This window comes from Pseudomonas sp. UW4, from assembly GCF_000316175.1.
Classification (GTDB): domain Bacteria; phylum Pseudomonadota; class Gammaproteobacteria; order Pseudomonadales; family Pseudomonadaceae; genus Aquipseudomonas; species Aquipseudomonas laurylsulfatiphila.
The window spans coordinates 2,508,866-2,525,973 of record NC_019670.1; the positions used below are offsets into that span (position 1 = coordinate 2,508,866).

Consider the following 17,108-nt stretch of genomic DNA (forward strand, 5'->3'; position numbering starts at 1 on the left):
ATCAACTCCAACCGGCACTAAGAAGTGCACGGGACGGCGAAGCCTTGCCTGCGTGCAACCAACAAAAACAATAAACAAGAGGTGGATAATGAAACTGAATAGCCGCGTGATCCCGTGTCTCTCTGGGCAGCGTAAGTGTGCTGTCTGGATTAAATTCAGCAGTGCCATCGCACTACTCAGCGCCTCCACCATTGCAAGCGCCAATGGCATTGCCCTGAACGAACAAAGTGCAAGCAGTGCAGGAACTGCCTATGCGGGAAGGTCGTCTTCCGCGCTGGACGCCAGCACCATTTTTGGAAACCCCGCGGGCTTGACCAAGTTGAAGCGTAGTGAGATTTCCGGCGGAGCCGCGGTCGTCTCGGTGAGCGACGATATCAGTGATGCGCAGAGCAGCGCCCCAGGAACGAATGAGGGGGACTCGGTACCTTTGGGGGTCGTGCCCTTCGCTTATATGTCGACGCCACTTGATGATCGTTTTTCGATTGGTTTGGGCCTCTATGCGCCGAGTGGTCTGATCAATGATTACGAGGGCTCTTTTCAGGGCCGCTACCATGGTTCCTATAGCACGACCAAAGAAGTCACCCTGCAGCCCACCATTGCCTGGCGGATCAATGATTACGTGTCCATTGGTGGCGGACCGACCATAAACCGTTTCAATGCAAAGCTTCAGAACTACCTGGCCACCGGCGCCCTGAACAACGGCGAGGACACACTGGTCACCGTCAAAGGCGATGACACGGCACTTGGCTACAACGTCGGCATCCTGGTCGACTTTACTGAGGCAACCAGTTGGGGAATCAACTACCACTCGAAGGTGGACTATGAACTCAAGGGGCATACTGAGGTTTCTGGCTCCCCGAGCGTTATTCCGCTGGACGGAAATTATGACAACAAGATAGACCTCACGATGCCCGAATCCGTGGACACGTCTATCACCCATCATTTCAATAGTCGCTGGACGGGCTACCTGGGGACCACCTGGAAACGTTGGAGCCGGATCCAGAAGGTCGAGGCAGTCAACAGCGGTCTTACCCCCTTGGGCCAGGCGGCTGGCCTGGGACATGTGATCGAAGAAATGAACTGGCGGGACACCTGGAGCACCGCCGTTGGCGCCTCGTATCAATTGAACCAACAATGGCTGCTGCGCGCGGGCTACGCCTATGATCCTTCGCCCATCAGAAATGCCGATCGCAGCGTGCGCGTTCCGGTTGGCAATCGCCAGGCCGTGACCCTGGGGGGGGCTTATTCGCCGAGTCCAGATCTGACGATCGACTTTGCTTACGGTTATCTCTGGGATTCCAAAGTCTCGGTGAAGCAGTCGAACAACTCCGGTGTTCAACCGGAATACAGTGCCAATTACCAAAATAGTGCGCATGGCGTTTCAGTGCAGGCAACCTATCGGTACTAAGCGACACGACTCCATTTTCAATAAATTTGTGTTGCAACGACCGGTTGAATCCACAGCCGATAGCGACCGCTGATCGTGAAGTTCGCTTGAGCCATTCCCCGCCCGGCGTATTACCTGTTGCGGGTTATGCGCCCTACAGTACTAGCGATGGTTGCGATAGCGTTCGGTCAAGGACTGCACGAGGGTGACGTAGGATTGCGTCTCGGCGTAGGGAGGCACCCCGTTGTACTCGACCACGGACGCTTCGCCGGCGTTGTAACCTGCCAACGCCAGCACCTGGTTGCCGTTGAAGCGCTTGAGCAGCCAGGCCAGGTAGCGCACGCCGCCACGAATGTTTTGTCGTGCGTCGAACGGATCGTCCACGGCGAAACGCTCGGCGGTGGCGGGCATCAACTGCATCAGCCCTTGGGCGCCGGCTTCGGAAATGGCGTAGGGGCGAAACGCCGATTCGGCATGTATCACGGCGCGGACCAGCGCCCGGTCGACACCATAAAGACCCGAAGCGGCTTCGATCTCCCGCCGATAGGATTGGGTGTCCAGGCGCAGTGAGGCGACCTTGAAATCCTTCGGCGCCCTGCACAGATAGCAGCCCTTGATGTAATAGAGATCAATGACATCGACCCGTGCGGAAATCCCGACGGGGCGCCGGCTCACATATTGACGAACACCCCTGTGGATGAAGGTGAACACCCGAACCCGCACCGCGTCTGAGTTGTCGTCCCGCAGACTCCGTGGCAGGGCCATTGCCTTGGCGTCGACACCGGCGCCTGCCATGCCATTGAGGCGAGTGCAGCGGGCGCTGGCGATGGCTTGGCTGGTGTAGCTGATGGCACCGTCCCTGGCCTGGCACTTGTACATGGCGCTGGCGCACAGTGGAGCGACCAGCAAGGTCAGCTCGATGCAGCCAAGAAGGCTCTTGCGAGCCCATCGCCATGCACTGGAACTCATCACATCGCTCCGCGCCGCAGGCGCCGATCAGGCTTGGGGCGCCTGGTCCGGGCGCTGCCGTTGGAGGGCCTGTTCTGGGTGACCCGCCTTTTGTTCTGATAGTTATACCCCTTGTTACCGGTCTTGGAACTTGCGTTGACGTACGGGCTGCTTGCGACCCAGGCTGACAATCACGATGCAATCCCACACCCGTTACGCAATAGCTGAAAGCGTATGATGCTGAGCCTTCATTACCGATAAGGAAATCGCCATGCTTCCCGACAAGGCCTGCTCAGTAGTGCTTTCTTACGCGCGGCTCCCCAGAATCCTTTTGTTCCGTCATCCTCAGGCTGGGGTGCAACTGGTGAAGGGAACCATTGAAAAGGGAGAAGCACCGGGTCAAGCAGCCCTGCGTGAACTGGCGGAAGAATCGGGTATAAGCACCGCCGCAATCGAAGACGATCTAGGATGTTGGCAGTCCGGTCATCACGGTCAGATCTGGTCGTTTCAACTTTGCCACGCGGGTGGACCACTACCTGAACAATGGTCACACCAGACGCTCGATGACCATGGCCACCTCTTCGAGTTTTTCTGGGCTTCGCTCGACCGTTTACCTTATGAAGATTGCCACCCTGTTTTTCGTCGAGCGCTGGTCTTTTTGTGTGAGGTCTTAGAGGCGCGTGGTCACTTGATGGACAAGCATCCTTGATTCAGCTGGCGAACGACTGCTTTTGGCTGGAAGCGTCACCCGATTCTGCCGCCCTCAGATAGTGAGTCTGCGTTAGCGATAGTTGGAGCCAGCCATGCTCGCACCCCCTTCATGCAACCGGTTTCCTGCTGCTCAAGCATCAAACTGCGCCAAACGATCACTGGCGGTTCAATGAACACAACGTCCGGTTGCGGCCATTGCTGTTTTCGCGACTCTGGCGAGGTCACCCCGGATGATGACTGCTGAGGCAGTGAAAGTTGCTCAGCCCCTGCGGTTAGCTCATCGATCTGTGGCGTCGTCATTTGAGCGTAACAACGACCTTGCCCTTGGCGCGTCCCTGCTCGACGTACTTCAACGCCTCTGCCGTTGATTCAAAGGTGAAGGAGCGATCAACCACAGGTTTGATGATTGCGTCCTCAACGAGCGCGGTGATTTGTTGCAGTTGAGCGCCATTGGCCCGCATGAACACGAACGCATAGCTGACATCCTGCTTGCGCGCTTTGCGACGAATGCCAAGGCTCAGCAGGCGCATGACTTGCTGCAATGGCCAGGACAACCTTTGTTCCTGCGCGAACTGTGCAGTGGGTGGACCTGAGATGGAAATGAGTTGGCCGCCGGGCTTGAGGACCTTGAGTGACTTCTCCAGTACATCGGCGCCGAGGCTGTTCAACACCACGTCATAGTCGTACAGGACACTCTCGAAGTTCTGCTGTGTGTAGTCGATCACTGCATCGGCCCCGAGTGCCTTCACCCATTCGACATTCGCGGTGCTGGTGGTAGTCGCGACAAAGGCACCGAGGTGTTTGGCGAGCTGGATGGCTAGTGTGCCGACGCCGCCGGAGCCGGCGTGGATCAGTATTTTCTGGCCCTTTTTCAGTTGGGCGGTTTCGACCAGTACTTGCCAGGCGGTCAGTGCAACCAAGGGGAGGGACGCGGCTTGTGCCATGGTGGTATTGGCGGGTTTGTGTGCGACCGCGTTTTCGTCCACAGCGATCAATTCGGCGAACGTTCCGATCCGTGCTTCAGGCGGGCGAGCGTAGACCTCGTCTCCCGGCTTGAACCCCGTCACCTGTGCTCCAATCTGAACCACTACGCCAGCCAGATCATTGCCCAGCACCAGCGGAAATGCATAGGGCAGGATCAGTTTGAATTCGCCTTTGCTGATCTTCGAATCCAGCACGTTGACGCTGCTGGCGTGTACCTCGATCAAGACGTCGTGGGCGCCGACTTCAGGGACGGGCACTTCGCCAATGCGCCCGTTGTTCTTGCCATAGCGATCAATTAGAAATGCCTTCATCGTGGTGCGGCTCTTGTCGGTTGGAGGGGGGGCGGTACGTTTTCGGTGTTGATGTGCCGCGTTATCAGGCATCGAGGAATGCCAGTGCCTTGGCCACGAAGTCAGCGTAGTTCTGGAAAATTCCGCCGTGCCCGGCATCTTCATAAATAACCAACTGTGCGTTGGGGACGCGGTTGGCCAGCGCCAGCGAGTTAACACTGGGCACCATGATGTCGTTGTCGCCGTTGACTATCAGTGTCGGCACCTGCAAGCGCCCGAGGTCTTGCGGCGCCTGATTGCCCCACGCGGTGATGGCTTTCAACTGCCGCAGGAAAGCGCAGGGCGTCGGGCCTTTATCGCGATTTTTCTTGCGCGCTTTCAAGCGTTGCAAATACTGCGAGGCGGATCGACGGCCGTTGGGCGTCGAAGTAAAGAACAGGTAGAACTTGGGATCGCGAAAGGTCAGTAAGCCTTTGAGCATCAATGGCCACGTGACTGCGCCGACCTTGTCGATACCGGTGCCGCCGGCCGGCCCGGTGCCGGTCAGAAGCAAACGGCGCACCAGTTCAGGCGCCTTCAGGGCGATGTCCTGAGCGACGAAACCGCCGAGCGAAAAACCGAGCAAATCAACGGTTTCGAACCCCAGTGCCTGCATCAGTTGGATGGCATCGTCAGCCATTTCGCCGACTGTCAGTGGTGCGGTTCCACCTGAGCCACCGATACCGCGATAGTCGGTGGTAATGACGCGCCTGGTTTGTGCCAGGCCATCGATGATCGCGGGGTCGAAATTATCCAGCACCGCGCCCCAATGGTTGAACAGTACGAGAGGCACACCGGTTGTGGGGCCGGTGTCGCGGTAGGCGAAGGGAATGCCGTTGACTGTGATCGACTGGTTCGTCGCGTTGATGAACGACGTCTGCGAACCCGAGGGGGTATTTGTCTTCGTTGGATTCATTTCTACTCCGGACAGCGAGCCTGACTCGATGCAGTGTCTGGCGCGCCTGCATCGAATCCGGCGCGAACGCTCGCTACCAAAAGATCACTGTTGGGATTGGTAGCGCTGGGCAACCGCAGCCTGGCGGATTTGCCCCAGCAAGCCCTGACGTGCGCTCTGCAGGTCATCCCAGCGTTCAGCTTCGTGCAGCGGCGGGATCGTCACCGGTTCACGACGATCGAAACCGACCAGTGCGGCATCCACCAGATCGTCCACTTCCATGATTTCGTTCAAGGTGTTGATGTCGACGCCGGAGCGATCCCAGATCTCCGTGCGGGTGGCGGCCGGCAGCACGGCCTGCACGTAGATGCCCTGAGGCGAAAGTTCCAGGCTCAGGCCCTGGGAAAGGAACAGCACAAATGCCTTGGTCGCACCGTAGACCGACATGCCGAACTCCGGAGCAAGACCCACCACCGAACCGATGTTGATGATCGCGCCTTCGCCTGCCTTGGCCAGGCGTGGGGCGATGGCGCTGGCCAGGCGCACCAGCGCCGTGGTGTTGAGGGCAACCAGTTGCGCGACGCTGTCGGTGCTTTGGTCGATAAAGTGACCGGACAGCGCGGCGCCGGCGTTATTGACGAGGATGCCGATACGGGCGTCGTCGCGCAGGCGGCTTTCAACGGTTGTCAGATCGCCGAGTTGGGTCAGGTCCGCCGCAATCACCTCGATGGTGACGCCGTGTTCGTTGTGCAATCGGGTTGCAAGTGCGTCCAGACGTGCCTGGTCTCGGGCGACCAATACCAGATCGTGGCCGCGTTGCGCGAAGCGCTCGGCGTAGACGGCGCCAATGCCGGTGGAGGCGCCAGTGATGAGAACAGCGGGACGAGTGCTCATGGGTTATCTCTCTTTGAGGATGTGTGAAACAGAAAGCGCGATCACTGATTACTCAGCTTGCGGGGGCGCTCGATTCAGCCAACGTCGGGTAGTCGATGTAGCCTTCTGCACCGCCGCCATAGAGCGTGGCGGGATTGAGGGCGGACAACGGCGCGCCGCTTTTGAGGCGCTCTACCAGATCCGGATTGCCAATGAACGGGCGACCGAATGCGATCAGATCGGCCTGGTCTTCGGCGAGCCTTGAAGTCGCCAGGTCCAGGTCGTAGCCGTTGTTGGCGATGTAGGTGTTTTTGAAGCGCTTGCGCAGGGCGCCGAAATCGAATGGCGCCACGTCACGCGGGCCACCGGTCGCGCCTTCGACCATGTGCAGATAAACCACGCCGAGGGCGTCGAGTTGCTCCACGACGTAATCGAATTGCGCCTGCGGATCACTGCTGGATACGCCATTGGCCGGCGACACCGGAGACAAGCGCACACCAGTGCGATCCGCGCCGATCTCATTGACGACCGCCGCCGTCACTTCGAGCAACAGACGCGCTCGATTTTCAATCGAACCGCCGTAAGCATCAGTGCGCACATTGGCGTTGTCCTTGAGGAACTGATCCAGCAAATAGCCGTTTGCACCGTGAATCTCCACTCCGTCGAATCCGGCAGCGACAGCGTTTGCCGCGGCGTGGCGGAAATCGGAGACGATCCCCGACAGCTCACTGATGTCCAGCGCGCGCGGCTCGGAGACGTCTTCAAAGCGGTTGTTGACGAATACTTTGGTGGCAGCGCGCAGCGCAGAAGGGGCCACGGGTGCGGCGCCGTTTTCTTGCAGATCAACGTGCGACACGCGGCCGACATGCCACAGTTGCAGAAAGATTTTTCCGCCCTTGGCATGGACGGCATCGGTCACTGTGCGCCAGCCGTCAATCTGCGCCTGTGTGTAGATCCCGGGGGTGTCCTGATAGCCCTGGCCCTGCCGGGAAATCTGCGTGGCTTCGCTGATCAGCAAGCCTGCGCTGGCGCGTTGGCTGTAATAAGTGGCCGCGAACTCGCTGGGGACAAAGCCTTGACCGGCGCGGTTACGTGTCAGCGGCGCCAGGACGATGCGGTTCGACAGCGTGAGGGCGCCAAGCGTGTAAGGGGTGAACAGATTCTGATCGGTCATCTGGTATTTCTTCCGTGCCCGTTGATGGAGATCGGTGGTGTGTGCAATTAGGATGATGATCTTAATCTAAACTGTCAACGGCTTTGATTATGACCAGCATCTATGTATGCTTGGCCGCATGATTTCCCAGTGAACATGAGGTATTGCACGTGAGAGTGACCAAGGCCCAGGCGCAGGCCAATCGAGAACACATCGTCGAGACGGCATCCAGGCTGTTCCGTGAGCGTGGCTTTGACGGCGTGGGTGTGTCGGATCTCATGGCGGCTGCCGGTTTCACCCACGGAGGTTTCTACAAGCATTTCGGTTCGAAGGCCGCCCTGATGGCCGAAGCCTCGGCCTGCAGTCTTGCCAAGTCGCTGGCAGGTGCCAAAGCGCTCGACGTTCCCGGCTTCATCGACGTCTATGTGACGAGGGAACACCGGGACGGACGTGGCAGCGGTTGCACCATGGCCGCGTTGTGTGGCGACGCGGCGCGTCAATCGGATGATTTGAAAACGACGTTTGCCGAAGGGATCGAATACACCCTGCAAACGCTGGGGGAGAGATATCCAACGGGGCCGGATGCCTCGGAGGGAGAGGGGAGAAAGAAAATGATCGACCTGCTGTCACGTGCTGTCGGCGCGATTATTTTGTCGCGAGCCTGCCCGGATGATTCCGCGCTGGCGGATGAGATCCTTGAAGTGTGCCGCGCTGAAATGTTTGCTTCGTTGCCGAACGATGATGTGGAAGCGGTTTAGAAGGGCGGATTGCTCATAGCGTGGTTTTCGGTTGAAGTTCGATTTTATGCTCGGACCAGAACGTCAATTTGGGGGGGCGAAAGTTGCGGCTCACGAATGACGGATTTTGGCTGATGGCTGCCCTTGGTGAGAGTCAGCCTTTGGCTGATTTCTGCCTGTCGCCACCGGCAGCTACTGGTTGATTGCCGGGCGTCTCGACAGGCGGAAATCGGCCGATTCTGTTGAAAAAGTCTGATTTGCAGATCGGCTGAACTCACGCACGATCTCCACCGGAGAACCTACTCACCACATTGAGTGGTTTTTCGGCCCTTCGTTGAGCTTTGCAGCTCGGTTATTGGGTTGATTTGAGGTTTTTTGCTTTGTGCAGACGCACCTATCCCGTAACCGGTGGCCCTTGAGAAGAAAATTTGGCCAGCCGTCGCAGGTTCTGCACCGCAGCAGCCAGCGTGAATTCATCAGTCGCGCCACTCATGCCACGTAGTCGCAAGCGATCCAGTTTCAGGATGCGCTTGAGGTGGGCAAACAACATTTCGACCTTCTTACGTTCGTGGCGAGAGCGCACATACTCCGGCGTCGCTGCGATGCGTCGAGCCACATCACGAGCGGCTTCATGGACGCTGCGGACGATCTTGCGAAACGCAGTGTTGGGGCAACACTTGGCCTTCATTGGACAGGCTACGCAGTCGGCCTGTCGGGATCGGAAGATGATGGTGTTGGCTTTGGTGACGTGCGAACGCTCGTTTTTGAAGGCTCGCCATTCGCTACGTAATGCATTGCCGGCCGGACAGCGGTATTCCTCAGCCTCTTCATTCCAGTGGAAATCGTTGCTCGAAAAACTGTCGTTCTTGCGCTCGGTTTTGTCCCACACCGGCACATGCGGCTCGATGTCCTTTTCCTCTACCATCCAGGCCAGCATCGGCGCGGTTCCGTAAGCGGTGTCGCCAATAAGGCGCTCCGGCTTGATGTCGAACTGCGCCTCGACCCGCTCCATCATGATCTTGGTGCTCTCGACTTCGGCCGTGCGATGAGCCGGTGTGGGTTCCACATCCACGATGACACCGTGCTCGGTATCGATCAGATAATTCGTGGAGTAAGCGTAGAACGCTGGGCCACCTGGAGCGGCGGTCCAGCGAGCCTGAGGATCCGTCAGCGACAGGCGCTTCGGTAGCGTTTCGGCCAGAGCCTCTTCATCGAGTGCCTCAAGATACTCACGCACGGCGCGGGTGCTCAGGGCCGGATCGCTCCAGTTGACCTGTTCATCTCCCGGTACGCCGCGCTGCCGACTCGCATCCGCTTTGATGATGCTGGCGTCCACGGCAAAGCCTTCGCCCTTCACCAACCCCGCATCCATGCAGCGACGCAGCACTTCATTGAACAGCCAGCGAAATAGATCGCTGTCCCGAAAACGGCCGTGTCGATTTTTGGAAAAGGTCGAGTGATTGGGCACTTCATCTTCAAGGCTCAACCGGCAGAACCAGCGATACGCCAGGTTCAGATGGGCCTCCTCGCACAACCGCCGCTCTGAGCGAATGCCGTAGCAATAGCCCACGATCAGCATGCGGATCATCAACTCTGGGTCAATCGAAGGACGCCCAATTGGGCTGTAAAAATCGGCGAGGTAATGGCGCAAGTCGCTCAGATCGAGACACCGATCAATGCTGCGCAGAAGGTGATTGGCGGGGATGTGACCTTCAAGGTTGAACGAGTAAAACAGTCGCTCCTGCCCACTCGATAACTGTCCCATCATACTGCGTGTTTCCCTGCTGGCCGATGCGCGAATTTTGCCGCAGGCCAGACGGGGGAGCTACTTTTTCAACAGAATCGGCCAGAAGCAGCCATTCACGTTTCGTCGGAAAAGTGTCTCTGAGCCAAATTCGGGGAGACAATCGAGAGCGATCTTCACATCTCGATCATTTATGCCCTCAGGGCGTGGTCAGGAGGAAACCATGAGCAAACGCGACAAGCGTGGCAATCCTGTTTCCTATGGCTCGCAGGAGGCAATCGATGCTCTGGATAGAGCTTGCGACTTGCTGCATGCCTACCAGGCCGATCCTCTGGCTGCGGCTGACAAAATTATCGCGGAGCACCCGGATTTTGCGCTGGCCTACGCCTTTCGTGCTGGCGCGATTGCGACTGCGACCGACAAAGCGTTTGACTCAGAGCTGTTCAAGAGCTTGGACGTGGCAGAGCAGTTGGCACCGAAAGCGAATGATCGCGAGCGGCAGCATATCCATGCAGTACGCGCTTGGTTCGACGGCGACTGGGAGCGGGCAATCGAAATCTGGGGGCGTGTTTCGATCGAGCACCCCCGCGATCTGCTGGCACTGCAATACGCCCATTTGGGCGACTTCTATCTAGGTTACTCGCACATGCTACGTGATCGCGTGGCTCGTGTGATGTCGCGCTGGGATAACGACGTTCCTGGCTTTGGCTTTGTGAAAGGGATGTATGCCTTTGGCCTGGAAGAGGCAGGTGATTACCGGCAGGCCGAAGAGCAGGGTCGCGAGGCTGTTGCCTTGAACCCGCAGGATGGTTGGGCAGTGCATGCCGTCACTCATGTCATGGAAATGCAGGGCCGTAGCGAAGAGGGGGCTAAGTACCTTTCATCCAGCGCCAATGCCTGGGCTCCCAATAGCATGTTTGCCTTCCACTTGTGGTGGCACAAAGCGCTATTCCTCCTTGAGGCAAATGGCGTGGCTGGCGCGCTTCGTCTCTTGATGAGGACATTTCAGCTGGTGGATTTGGTCAAGCGCTTGAGCTACTTGATGGATCAGCGCTGCTCTGGAGACTCTCCCTGCTCAGTCATGACGTTGGAGACCGGTGGAAAGGACTGGCCAAAAAAATGGGAGTCCCGTTGTGAAGACGGCTTCTACGCCTTTAACGACGTGAACGCGATGATGTCATTCGTGGGTACTGGAAACAGTCGCGCACAAGCTCAGCAGTTGGATGCCCTGAGGCGGGCCGCTGCTGGCAGTGGTATCAAAGCCATGATGAGTAGAGAGATTGGTGTGCCAGCGTGCGAAGGGTTGGTGGCGTTTGGTCGTGGGGATTACGCCCAAGCTATAGCTTCGTTGATGCCGCTACGCGCCAAAGCTAACCGCTTCGGCGGTAGTCACGCGCAGCGTGATGTCTTCTCATGGACGCTGACCGAAGCAGCTATTCGCCTTGGCAACCGCGCACTTGCCGAGGCACTGGTTGCCGAGCGCCTTGCATTAAAGCCTGAGAGCCCGATCAACCGCGCCTGGAAAATGCGCACTGATCAATTACAGTCGCTGCCTGCGGGATACCGTCTACTACAGGACGACGCTTACTGATGACCGCTATGGGTCGGTTTCAGCCGGTCACCACAGGCAGAAAACGGCCGATTCTGTTGAAAAAGTCTGATTTGCAGATCGGCTGAACTCACGCACGATCTCCACCGGAGAACCTACTCACCACATTGAGTGGTTTTTCGGCCCTTCGTTGAGCTTTGCAGCTCGGTTATTGGGTTGATTTGAGGTTTTTTGCTTTGTGCAGACGCACCTATCCCGTAACCGGTGGCCCTTGAGAAGAAAATTTGGCCAGCCGTCGCAGGTTCTGCACCGCAGCAGCCAGCGTGAATTCATCAGTCGCGCCACTCATGCCACGTAGTCGCAAGCGATCCAGTTTCAGGATGCGCTTGAGGTGGGCAAACAACATTTCGACCTTCTTACGTTCGTGGCGAGAGCGCACATACTCCGGCGTCGCTGCGATGCGTCGAGCCACATCACGAGCGGCTTCATGGACGCTGCGGACGATCTTGCGAAACGCAGTGTTGGGGCAACACTTGGCCTTCATTGGACAGGCTACGCAGTCGGCCTGTCGGGATCGGAAGATGATGGTGTTGGCTTTGGTGACGTGCGAACGCTCGTTTTTGAAGGCTCGCCATTCGCTACGTAATGCATTGCCGGCCGGACAGCGGTATTCCTCAGCCTCTTCATTCCAGTGGAAATCGTTGCTCGAAAAACTGTCGTTCTTGCGCTCGGTTTTGTCCCACACCGGCACATGCGGCTCGATGTCCTTTTCCTCTACCATCCAGGCCAGCATCGGCGCGGTTCCGTAAGCGGTGTCGCCAATAAGGCGCTCCGGCTTGATGTCGAACTGCGCCTCGACCCGCTCCATCATGATCTTGGTGCTCTCGACTTCGGCCGTGCGATGAGCCGGTGTGGGTTCCACATCCACGATGACACCGTGCTCGGTATCGATCAGATAATTCGTGGAGTAAGCGTAGAACGCTGGGCCACCTGGAGCGGCGGTCCAGCGAGCCTGAGGATCCGTCAGCGACAGGCGCTTCGGTAGCGTTTCGGCCAGAGCCTCTTCATCGAGTGCCTCAAGATACTCACGCACGGCGCGGGTGCTCAGGGCCGGATCGCTCCAGTTGACCTGTTCATCTCCCGGTACGCCGCGCTGCCGACTCGCATCCGCTTTGATGATGCTGGCGTCCACGGCAAAGCCTTCGCCCTTCACCAACCCCGCATCCATGCAGCGACGCAGCACTTCATTGAACAGCCAGCGAAATAGATCGCTGTCCCGAAAACGGCCGTGTCGATTTTTGGAAAAGGTCGAGTGATTGGGCACTTCATCTTCAAGGCTCAACCGGCAGAACCAGCGATACGCCAGGTTCAGATGGGCCTCTTCGCACAACCGCCGCTCTGAGCGAATGCCGTAGCAATAGCCCACGATCAGCATGCGGATCATCAACTCTGGGTCAATCGAAGGACGCCCAATTGGGCTGTAAAAATCGGCGAGGTAATGGCGCAAGTCGCTCAGATCGAGACACCGATCAATGCTGCGCAGAAGGTGATTGGCGGGGATGTGATCTTCAAGGTTGAACGAGTAAAACAGTCGCTCCTGCCCACTCGATAACTGTCCCATCATACTGCGTGTTTCCCTGCTGGCCGATGCGCGAATTTTGCCGCAGGCCAGACGGGGGAGCTACTTTTTCAACAGAATCGGCCAGAAGCAGACGGTGGGCGGAGCGATCAGAAAATGAGCAGCTATGATTAGATGGTTGTCGGAACTGATCAGCGTGCTGCCGCCCCTTAGCTTAATCGTTAGATATCCTATGCCAAAACTAATCCTCGATAATAACTGACGCCGAACCCTTTGGAGTACTTAGGTAAGACATGACACTGGAAATAGCATCTAATGTTTTCTGATCAACTTTAACTCCGCCTTGCCTTCTTTAAAAAGAAAGCAGAAACGCTAAGCACAAAAAAACCAACGATACCGTATATCCAAAAACTAATTTTATTACCGGTAGCCTGCCTCTCTTCCGACATCGCCCTACTGATAATTTCTTTCCCCTCCACCACCAAAACGACCAATTTCCTCTGCTCTATTGCAGGAAAAATTTTCTGGTCATACCAAAAAACACTCGCGTGCCTGCCCAACAAATCAGAACTTTTTTGCTTCGTGATGCATTCCGAAAACCCTCTCAATCTTGAAGCACAGGTGAACGAATACACATCCTCGCCATCGGTAATTTTCGTCATGAGCTTACCGCTAACCCATTCCTCCGAAAGCACACCTGACGACTCATTCAATGTATTTGGAATCTGTGATGTCAACTGATACCACAACATAACAATCACAAACCCGAAATAACCAACAACACTAGTTATCGCATAATTTTTATAGGAATCCCTAGAGCGATTTGATGCATTAATACCCATTCTTTTCTCCGCCACCAAAACAAGAATGTTTCGACTTTCACCGTAACTGGCTGTCCGGCATGTACAAATCTGATGTCTTTTTTCCAGCATAGCTTCAATTTCAATCGGTGATCCTTGGGCACGATCACCATCAACGGACAAGCCGCTGTCACTACGCGCCCGACTGCCCGACTTGGGTCGGATAGCGACGGCCTGGCCTAGGCCGTCGCAGTGGACGATTAGACCTCTGTCTGCTCTGCCATTTCTAGAGCATCATCTACCTCGATGCCCAAGTACCTGACAGTGCTTTCGAGCTTCGTATGACCAAGCAAGAGTTGGACTGCTCTCAAGTTCTTTGTCCTGCGATAGATCAACGATGCCTTGGTTCGCCGTAGCGAGTGAGTACCGTACATCGTCGGATCAAGTCCAATGGCTGTTACCCATGCTTTGACTATTCGGCCGTATTGCCTGGTGGAGAGATGATCTGAGCCATGCAACCGGCTCGGGAACAGGAAGTCCTCGCTGCGAAGATGGGCCTGATGCATCCAAGCCTCCAGAACCGTTCGTGTTTGCTCAGTAATTTCAAACTGCACTGGATGCTGAGTTTTCTGCTGCATCACGATGGCCCGTGACGACACATGCTCCCCATGCGCGATGTCTCGTACTCGCAGCTTGGTTAAGTCACAGGCGCGCAGTTTGCTGTCGATGGCCAAGTTGAAGAGAGCCAGATCCCGTGTCTTCTCCGCGAGCTGGAGTCTGACCCAGATATCTCTGACTCGGAGCGGGGCTTTCTGCCCCACAAGCTTTCCCTTGTTTCAAGGCTGATGGCGATATGAAGCAATAATGTTCATGGCTTGTCCTCCAGGTTGAGGGAGGACAAGGGTGGATCAGTCAAAGTGCGTGGTGGTTGCTAACCGACCCAAATCGGTTAGTCGTGCCAGGGCAGAAAACGACCCATTTCTGCCGGTCACAAAAGGACGTAGTCGATCCCAATGCTTGCATTTAAGAGGTGCGCCAAATAGCCGACTATTATGAGAGCTTGAGCGTGATAAAAAACAAATAGATATAATGTCTGCTCGGTTTAACAGTGCGATTGTTAAATTCTTTCCTGTTTTCGTTTTATAAAGCTATTACTTAAACAGCCTCGGAGTTAAGGGCGTCGGAGGTGTGTCTAAGTATCTGTCACCAAAGTAAGTAAGGAGTATTTTTCCAAGCCGACTGTTTCTAAATGCGTCGATACGCTGGGAAAATTCAACAAATATTTTCCTGACGCTGTCAGTTTTATACTCTGAGTGGTCTATCCCGGTATTAATATCGCAAACGGGGTGGATGTCCGACGAAATGGCATTATTGCCGATGGGTTCGTCGATTGTTGGTTCGAACTTTGGCAATATACTATTTAGCGCGTGGTCATTATAGCTGTATAAATTATATGTCAGTGCTATGTTTTTATGTGTGAAAAGCAGCCATTCCAAATCATGTTTCTCAAGGACGCCGGCCATCATGAAGAGATAAATAGTAATGTCTTTTCTAATGTGCTGCACAGCTTGGTATAAAACTACCGTGCCCAGTGAGTGGGCGCTTAGTACGACGTGATCGCCAGGCTTATGTGCGGAATTTATTTTATAGGCTAATAACTCTCCGGCTTCTATCGCGCGCTCGTTTGCATTACTCCATTGCTCATGCTTTTTAGTAACCTCATCCGCGTCGAAGATGGCAACGATTGCGCTTATCATTGAGTCGAATTTATCGCCGATATTTCCTGAGTCCCAGTTAATTATGTTTGTCGGAAAAGCTGGATTTTTTTCTTCTTGAAGTCTTTTGTGTAGTTGCTTTTCGTCTTCTGGAATGAATGAGTAGTTCCAGGACCAACCGAGATGAGGGTTATACAGAAAGAAACTTTCCCATCCATTGTGATCTGAGTTGAATCCGTGTGTGAAATAAGAAGTTAATTCGCTCATGGTCTTCCTTGTATGCGTTATTTTCTTTGATAGGTGCGAACAAGTCGGTGTACGAATTTATCGGTGATGCGATAGAAAACTTTAGAGCGGCCCCGATCAACTTTTCATGATTACACGGAAAAATATTTCTACAGACAGGTAAATTTTTGCGATCGATGAAATTTTATTACACCTCGATAGTCCGCTCTTGGCCGATTCTGTTGAAAAAGTCGGCCATAGTTTCCACGATAGAAAAGTACGCGCTTGAGATTGAAATCTTTACTTTGAGCAGAGCATTCCGGGCTCAGATTTCGCGTAGCTGCGCGCAAAAAAGGCGTTTTCAGCAGTCAATACGTGGGCAATCTGGAAGGGCCGACTTTTTCAACAGAATCGGCCGATTTCTGCCTTCCACGACGGGCTGAAACCGACCCATTGTAGCCCTTCAGTAATGGCAGAAATCGGCGAGAAGCAGCGTCGTGCGCCTGATCGCATCGGGTTGATAGCCGCCGCAGGCTGATCCAGGCGGAGCGCAATAGCCATTGTCTGATCTATCCAGAAAGCCTTCATGAATGCGTTCGATCTACTGAGATTGGTGGCGTTGTGCACTGGCCATCCAGGAGCAGACGGCCATGAGCTATTTACCATGGGTAGACAGCTCTGGCTGACCCTCTTTGGCGGCAATTCCAATCATCCAATGGCCGCCTGGCTCCATGACCGCGGTCAGCAGGTCGTAGGTTTTGATCATGTCGACTAATCCGGAATGCCCATACACGCTAGGTGAAAAAGCTGGATCGGTGCGCTTCAGGTAGGCGCCCAGTAAGCCTGCTGTGACCTTACCTTCAGTTGCCCCACTGGCGAGTAACGACACGGCCTCTACAACAAACTTGGGCCTGCGCTTAACTACGAGAGTTGCAGACTCCTCCTTGCTCGCACCCATTTTGGGGGAGCAATCTGATTGAGTGATCATGGCAGTGGCTGCCATTGGCTCTACAGCGGGGGCCGGACGGCTCCACTCGAAAAACTGATCACTGGCATTTCGCAAAGCATCAGGTGTTTTGGCTTCACCGACAATGCACACTGATGCTCCACGCTCGCGAAGTTTGCGGCACAGGTAGGCAAAGTCCGAGTCGCTGGTAACTAGGCAGAACATGTCGGCTCTGTGATCAAAAAGGGCTTCCAGTGCATCGAGCGCAAGGGCGATATCGGAGGTGTTTTTGCCGGAGGCGTACTGGTATTGAAGGCAGGGTGTGAAGGCCTGGCGGACCAGAGCTTCCTGCCATTTATTGGCCAGAGTGGGATGGTTGCCATAACCGCGCCGCAGAACGATCCGGCCAAACTGCGCACCGACCCGAAGAGCGTGCTCCAAAACGTCGGGTGAAACATTGTCGCAATCCACTAGCACGGCAACGCGCGCGTCTCCAGCGGTAGGGTGAATGGCCATCTTCAACATCCTTGAAA

At 55.6% G+C, this 17,108-nt stretch carries 15 protein-coding genes; 4 read left to right on the forward strand and 11 right to left on the reverse strand.

Translation table 11 applies throughout. The features are described from left to right. Nucleotides 1-88: 88 nt before the first annotated feature. Nucleotides 89-1,408, forward strand: a complete 1,320-nt coding sequence (locus PPUTUW4_RS10945; RefSeq protein ID WP_015094700.1) for an outer membrane protein transport protein — start codon at nucleotides 89-91, stop codon at nucleotides 1,406-1,408. A gap of 141 nt (nucleotides 1,409-1,549) precedes the next feature. Here the strand turns inward: PPUTUW4_RS10945 and PPUTUW4_RS10950 are convergent, their stop codons facing one another. Continuing rightward, a complete protein-coding gene (locus tag PPUTUW4_RS10950) occupies nucleotides 1,550-2,356 on the reverse strand; it encodes a lytic transglycosylase domain-containing protein (RefSeq protein ID WP_015094701.1) in 807 nt (268 codons plus the stop codon). A 250-nt stretch (nucleotides 2,357-2,606) separates the two neighbouring features. Between PPUTUW4_RS10950 and PPUTUW4_RS10955 the strand changes: the two genes are divergently transcribed. Then, the gene (locus PPUTUW4_RS10955) at nucleotides 2,607-3,044 is read left to right on the forward strand and encodes an NUDIX domain-containing protein (RefSeq protein WP_015094702.1); all 438 of its coding nucleotides are present in this window, start codon (nucleotides 2,607-2,609) and stop codon (nucleotides 3,042-3,044) included. A gap of 298 nt (nucleotides 3,045-3,342) precedes the next feature. Here the strand turns inward: PPUTUW4_RS10955 and PPUTUW4_RS10960 are convergent, their stop codons facing one another. The 4 genes from PPUTUW4_RS10960 to PPUTUW4_RS10975 form a co-directional block, all read right to left on the reverse strand. Next, the gene (locus tag PPUTUW4_RS10960; RefSeq protein ID WP_015094703.1) at nucleotides 3,343-4,341 is read right to left on the reverse strand and encodes an NADP-dependent oxidoreductase; all 999 of its coding nucleotides are present in this window, start codon (nucleotides 4,339-4,341) and stop codon (nucleotides 3,343-3,345) included. A 64-nt stretch (nucleotides 4,342-4,405) separates the two neighbouring features. Next, the gene (locus tag PPUTUW4_RS10965) at nucleotides 4,406-5,275 is read right to left on the reverse strand and encodes an alpha/beta hydrolase (protein WP_015094704.1); all 870 of its coding nucleotides are present in this window, start codon (nucleotides 5,273-5,275) and stop codon (nucleotides 4,406-4,408) included. Nucleotides 5,276-5,359: 84 nt separating this feature from the next. Beyond that, the gene (locus PPUTUW4_RS10970) at nucleotides 5,360-6,148 is read right to left on the reverse strand and encodes an SDR family oxidoreductase (RefSeq protein WP_015094705.1); all 789 of its coding nucleotides are present in this window, start codon (nucleotides 6,146-6,148) and stop codon (nucleotides 5,360-5,362) included. Between the two features lie 52 nt (nucleotides 6,149-6,200). Further along, nucleotides 6,201-7,301 (reverse strand): alkene reductase, encoded by a 1,101-nt coding sequence (locus PPUTUW4_RS10975; protein ID WP_015094706.1) that lies wholly within the window; start codon nucleotides 7,299-7,301, stop codon nucleotides 6,201-6,203. A 149-nt stretch (nucleotides 7,302-7,450) separates the two neighbouring features. Between PPUTUW4_RS10975 and PPUTUW4_RS10980 the strand changes: the two genes are divergently transcribed. Next, the gene (locus PPUTUW4_RS10980) at nucleotides 7,451-8,038 is read left to right on the forward strand and encodes a TetR family transcriptional regulator (protein WP_015094707.1); all 588 of its coding nucleotides are present in this window, start codon (nucleotides 7,451-7,453) and stop codon (nucleotides 8,036-8,038) included. Between the two features lie 373 nt (nucleotides 8,039-8,411). On the opposite strand, the gene PPUTUW4_RS10985 is transcribed toward PPUTUW4_RS10980, so the two are convergent. Next, the gene (locus PPUTUW4_RS10985) at nucleotides 8,412-9,785 is read right to left on the reverse strand and encodes an IS1182 family transposase (RefSeq protein ID WP_015094708.1); all 1,374 of its coding nucleotides are present in this window, start codon (nucleotides 9,783-9,785) and stop codon (nucleotides 8,412-8,414) included. A 199-nt stretch (nucleotides 9,786-9,984) separates the two neighbouring features. Between PPUTUW4_RS10985 and PPUTUW4_RS10990 the strand changes: the two genes are divergently transcribed. After that, nucleotides 9,985-11,352 (forward strand): tetratricopeptide repeat protein, encoded by a 1,368-nt coding sequence (locus PPUTUW4_RS10990; RefSeq protein WP_015094709.1) that lies wholly within the window; start codon nucleotides 9,985-9,987, stop codon nucleotides 11,350-11,352. A gap of 208 nt (nucleotides 11,353-11,560) precedes the next feature. Here the strand turns inward: PPUTUW4_RS10990 and PPUTUW4_RS10995 are convergent, their stop codons facing one another. The 5 genes from PPUTUW4_RS10995 to PPUTUW4_RS11015 all read right to left on the reverse strand — a co-directional run bounded on the left by PPUTUW4_RS10995 (nucleotide 11,561) and on the right by PPUTUW4_RS11015 (nucleotide 17,091). Then, nucleotides 11,561-12,934 carry an IS1182 family transposase gene (locus PPUTUW4_RS10995; RefSeq protein WP_015094673.1) on the reverse strand — a complete coding sequence of 458 codons (1,374 nt, stop codon included), beginning with the start codon at nucleotides 12,932-12,934 and terminating at the stop codon, nucleotides 11,561-11,563. A gap of 287 nt (nucleotides 12,935-13,221) precedes the next feature. Continuing rightward, the gene (locus tag PPUTUW4_RS29135; protein WP_144443086.1) at nucleotides 13,222-13,872 is read right to left on the reverse strand and encodes a hypothetical protein; all 651 of its coding nucleotides are present in this window, start codon (nucleotides 13,870-13,872) and stop codon (nucleotides 13,222-13,224) included. Nucleotides 13,873-13,949: 77 nt separating this feature from the next. Continuing rightward, nucleotides 13,950-14,510: a tyrosine-type recombinase/integrase gene (locus PPUTUW4_RS11005; protein ID WP_015094711.1), complete on the reverse strand. Its 561-nt coding sequence runs from the start codon at nucleotides 14,508-14,510 to the stop codon at nucleotides 13,950-13,952. Nucleotides 14,511-14,840: 330 nt separating this feature from the next. Continuing rightward, nucleotides 14,841-15,671: a hypothetical protein gene (locus PPUTUW4_RS11010; protein ID WP_015094712.1), complete on the reverse strand. Its 831-nt coding sequence runs from the start codon at nucleotides 15,669-15,671 to the stop codon at nucleotides 14,841-14,843. Nucleotides 15,672-16,284: 613 nt separating this feature from the next. Continuing rightward, on the reverse strand, nucleotides 16,285-17,091 hold the full coding sequence (locus PPUTUW4_RS11015) for an NYN domain-containing protein (protein WP_015094713.1): 807 nt from the start codon (nucleotides 17,089-17,091) through the stop codon (nucleotides 16,285-16,287). Between the last annotated feature and the right edge of the window lie 17 nt (nucleotides 17,092-17,108).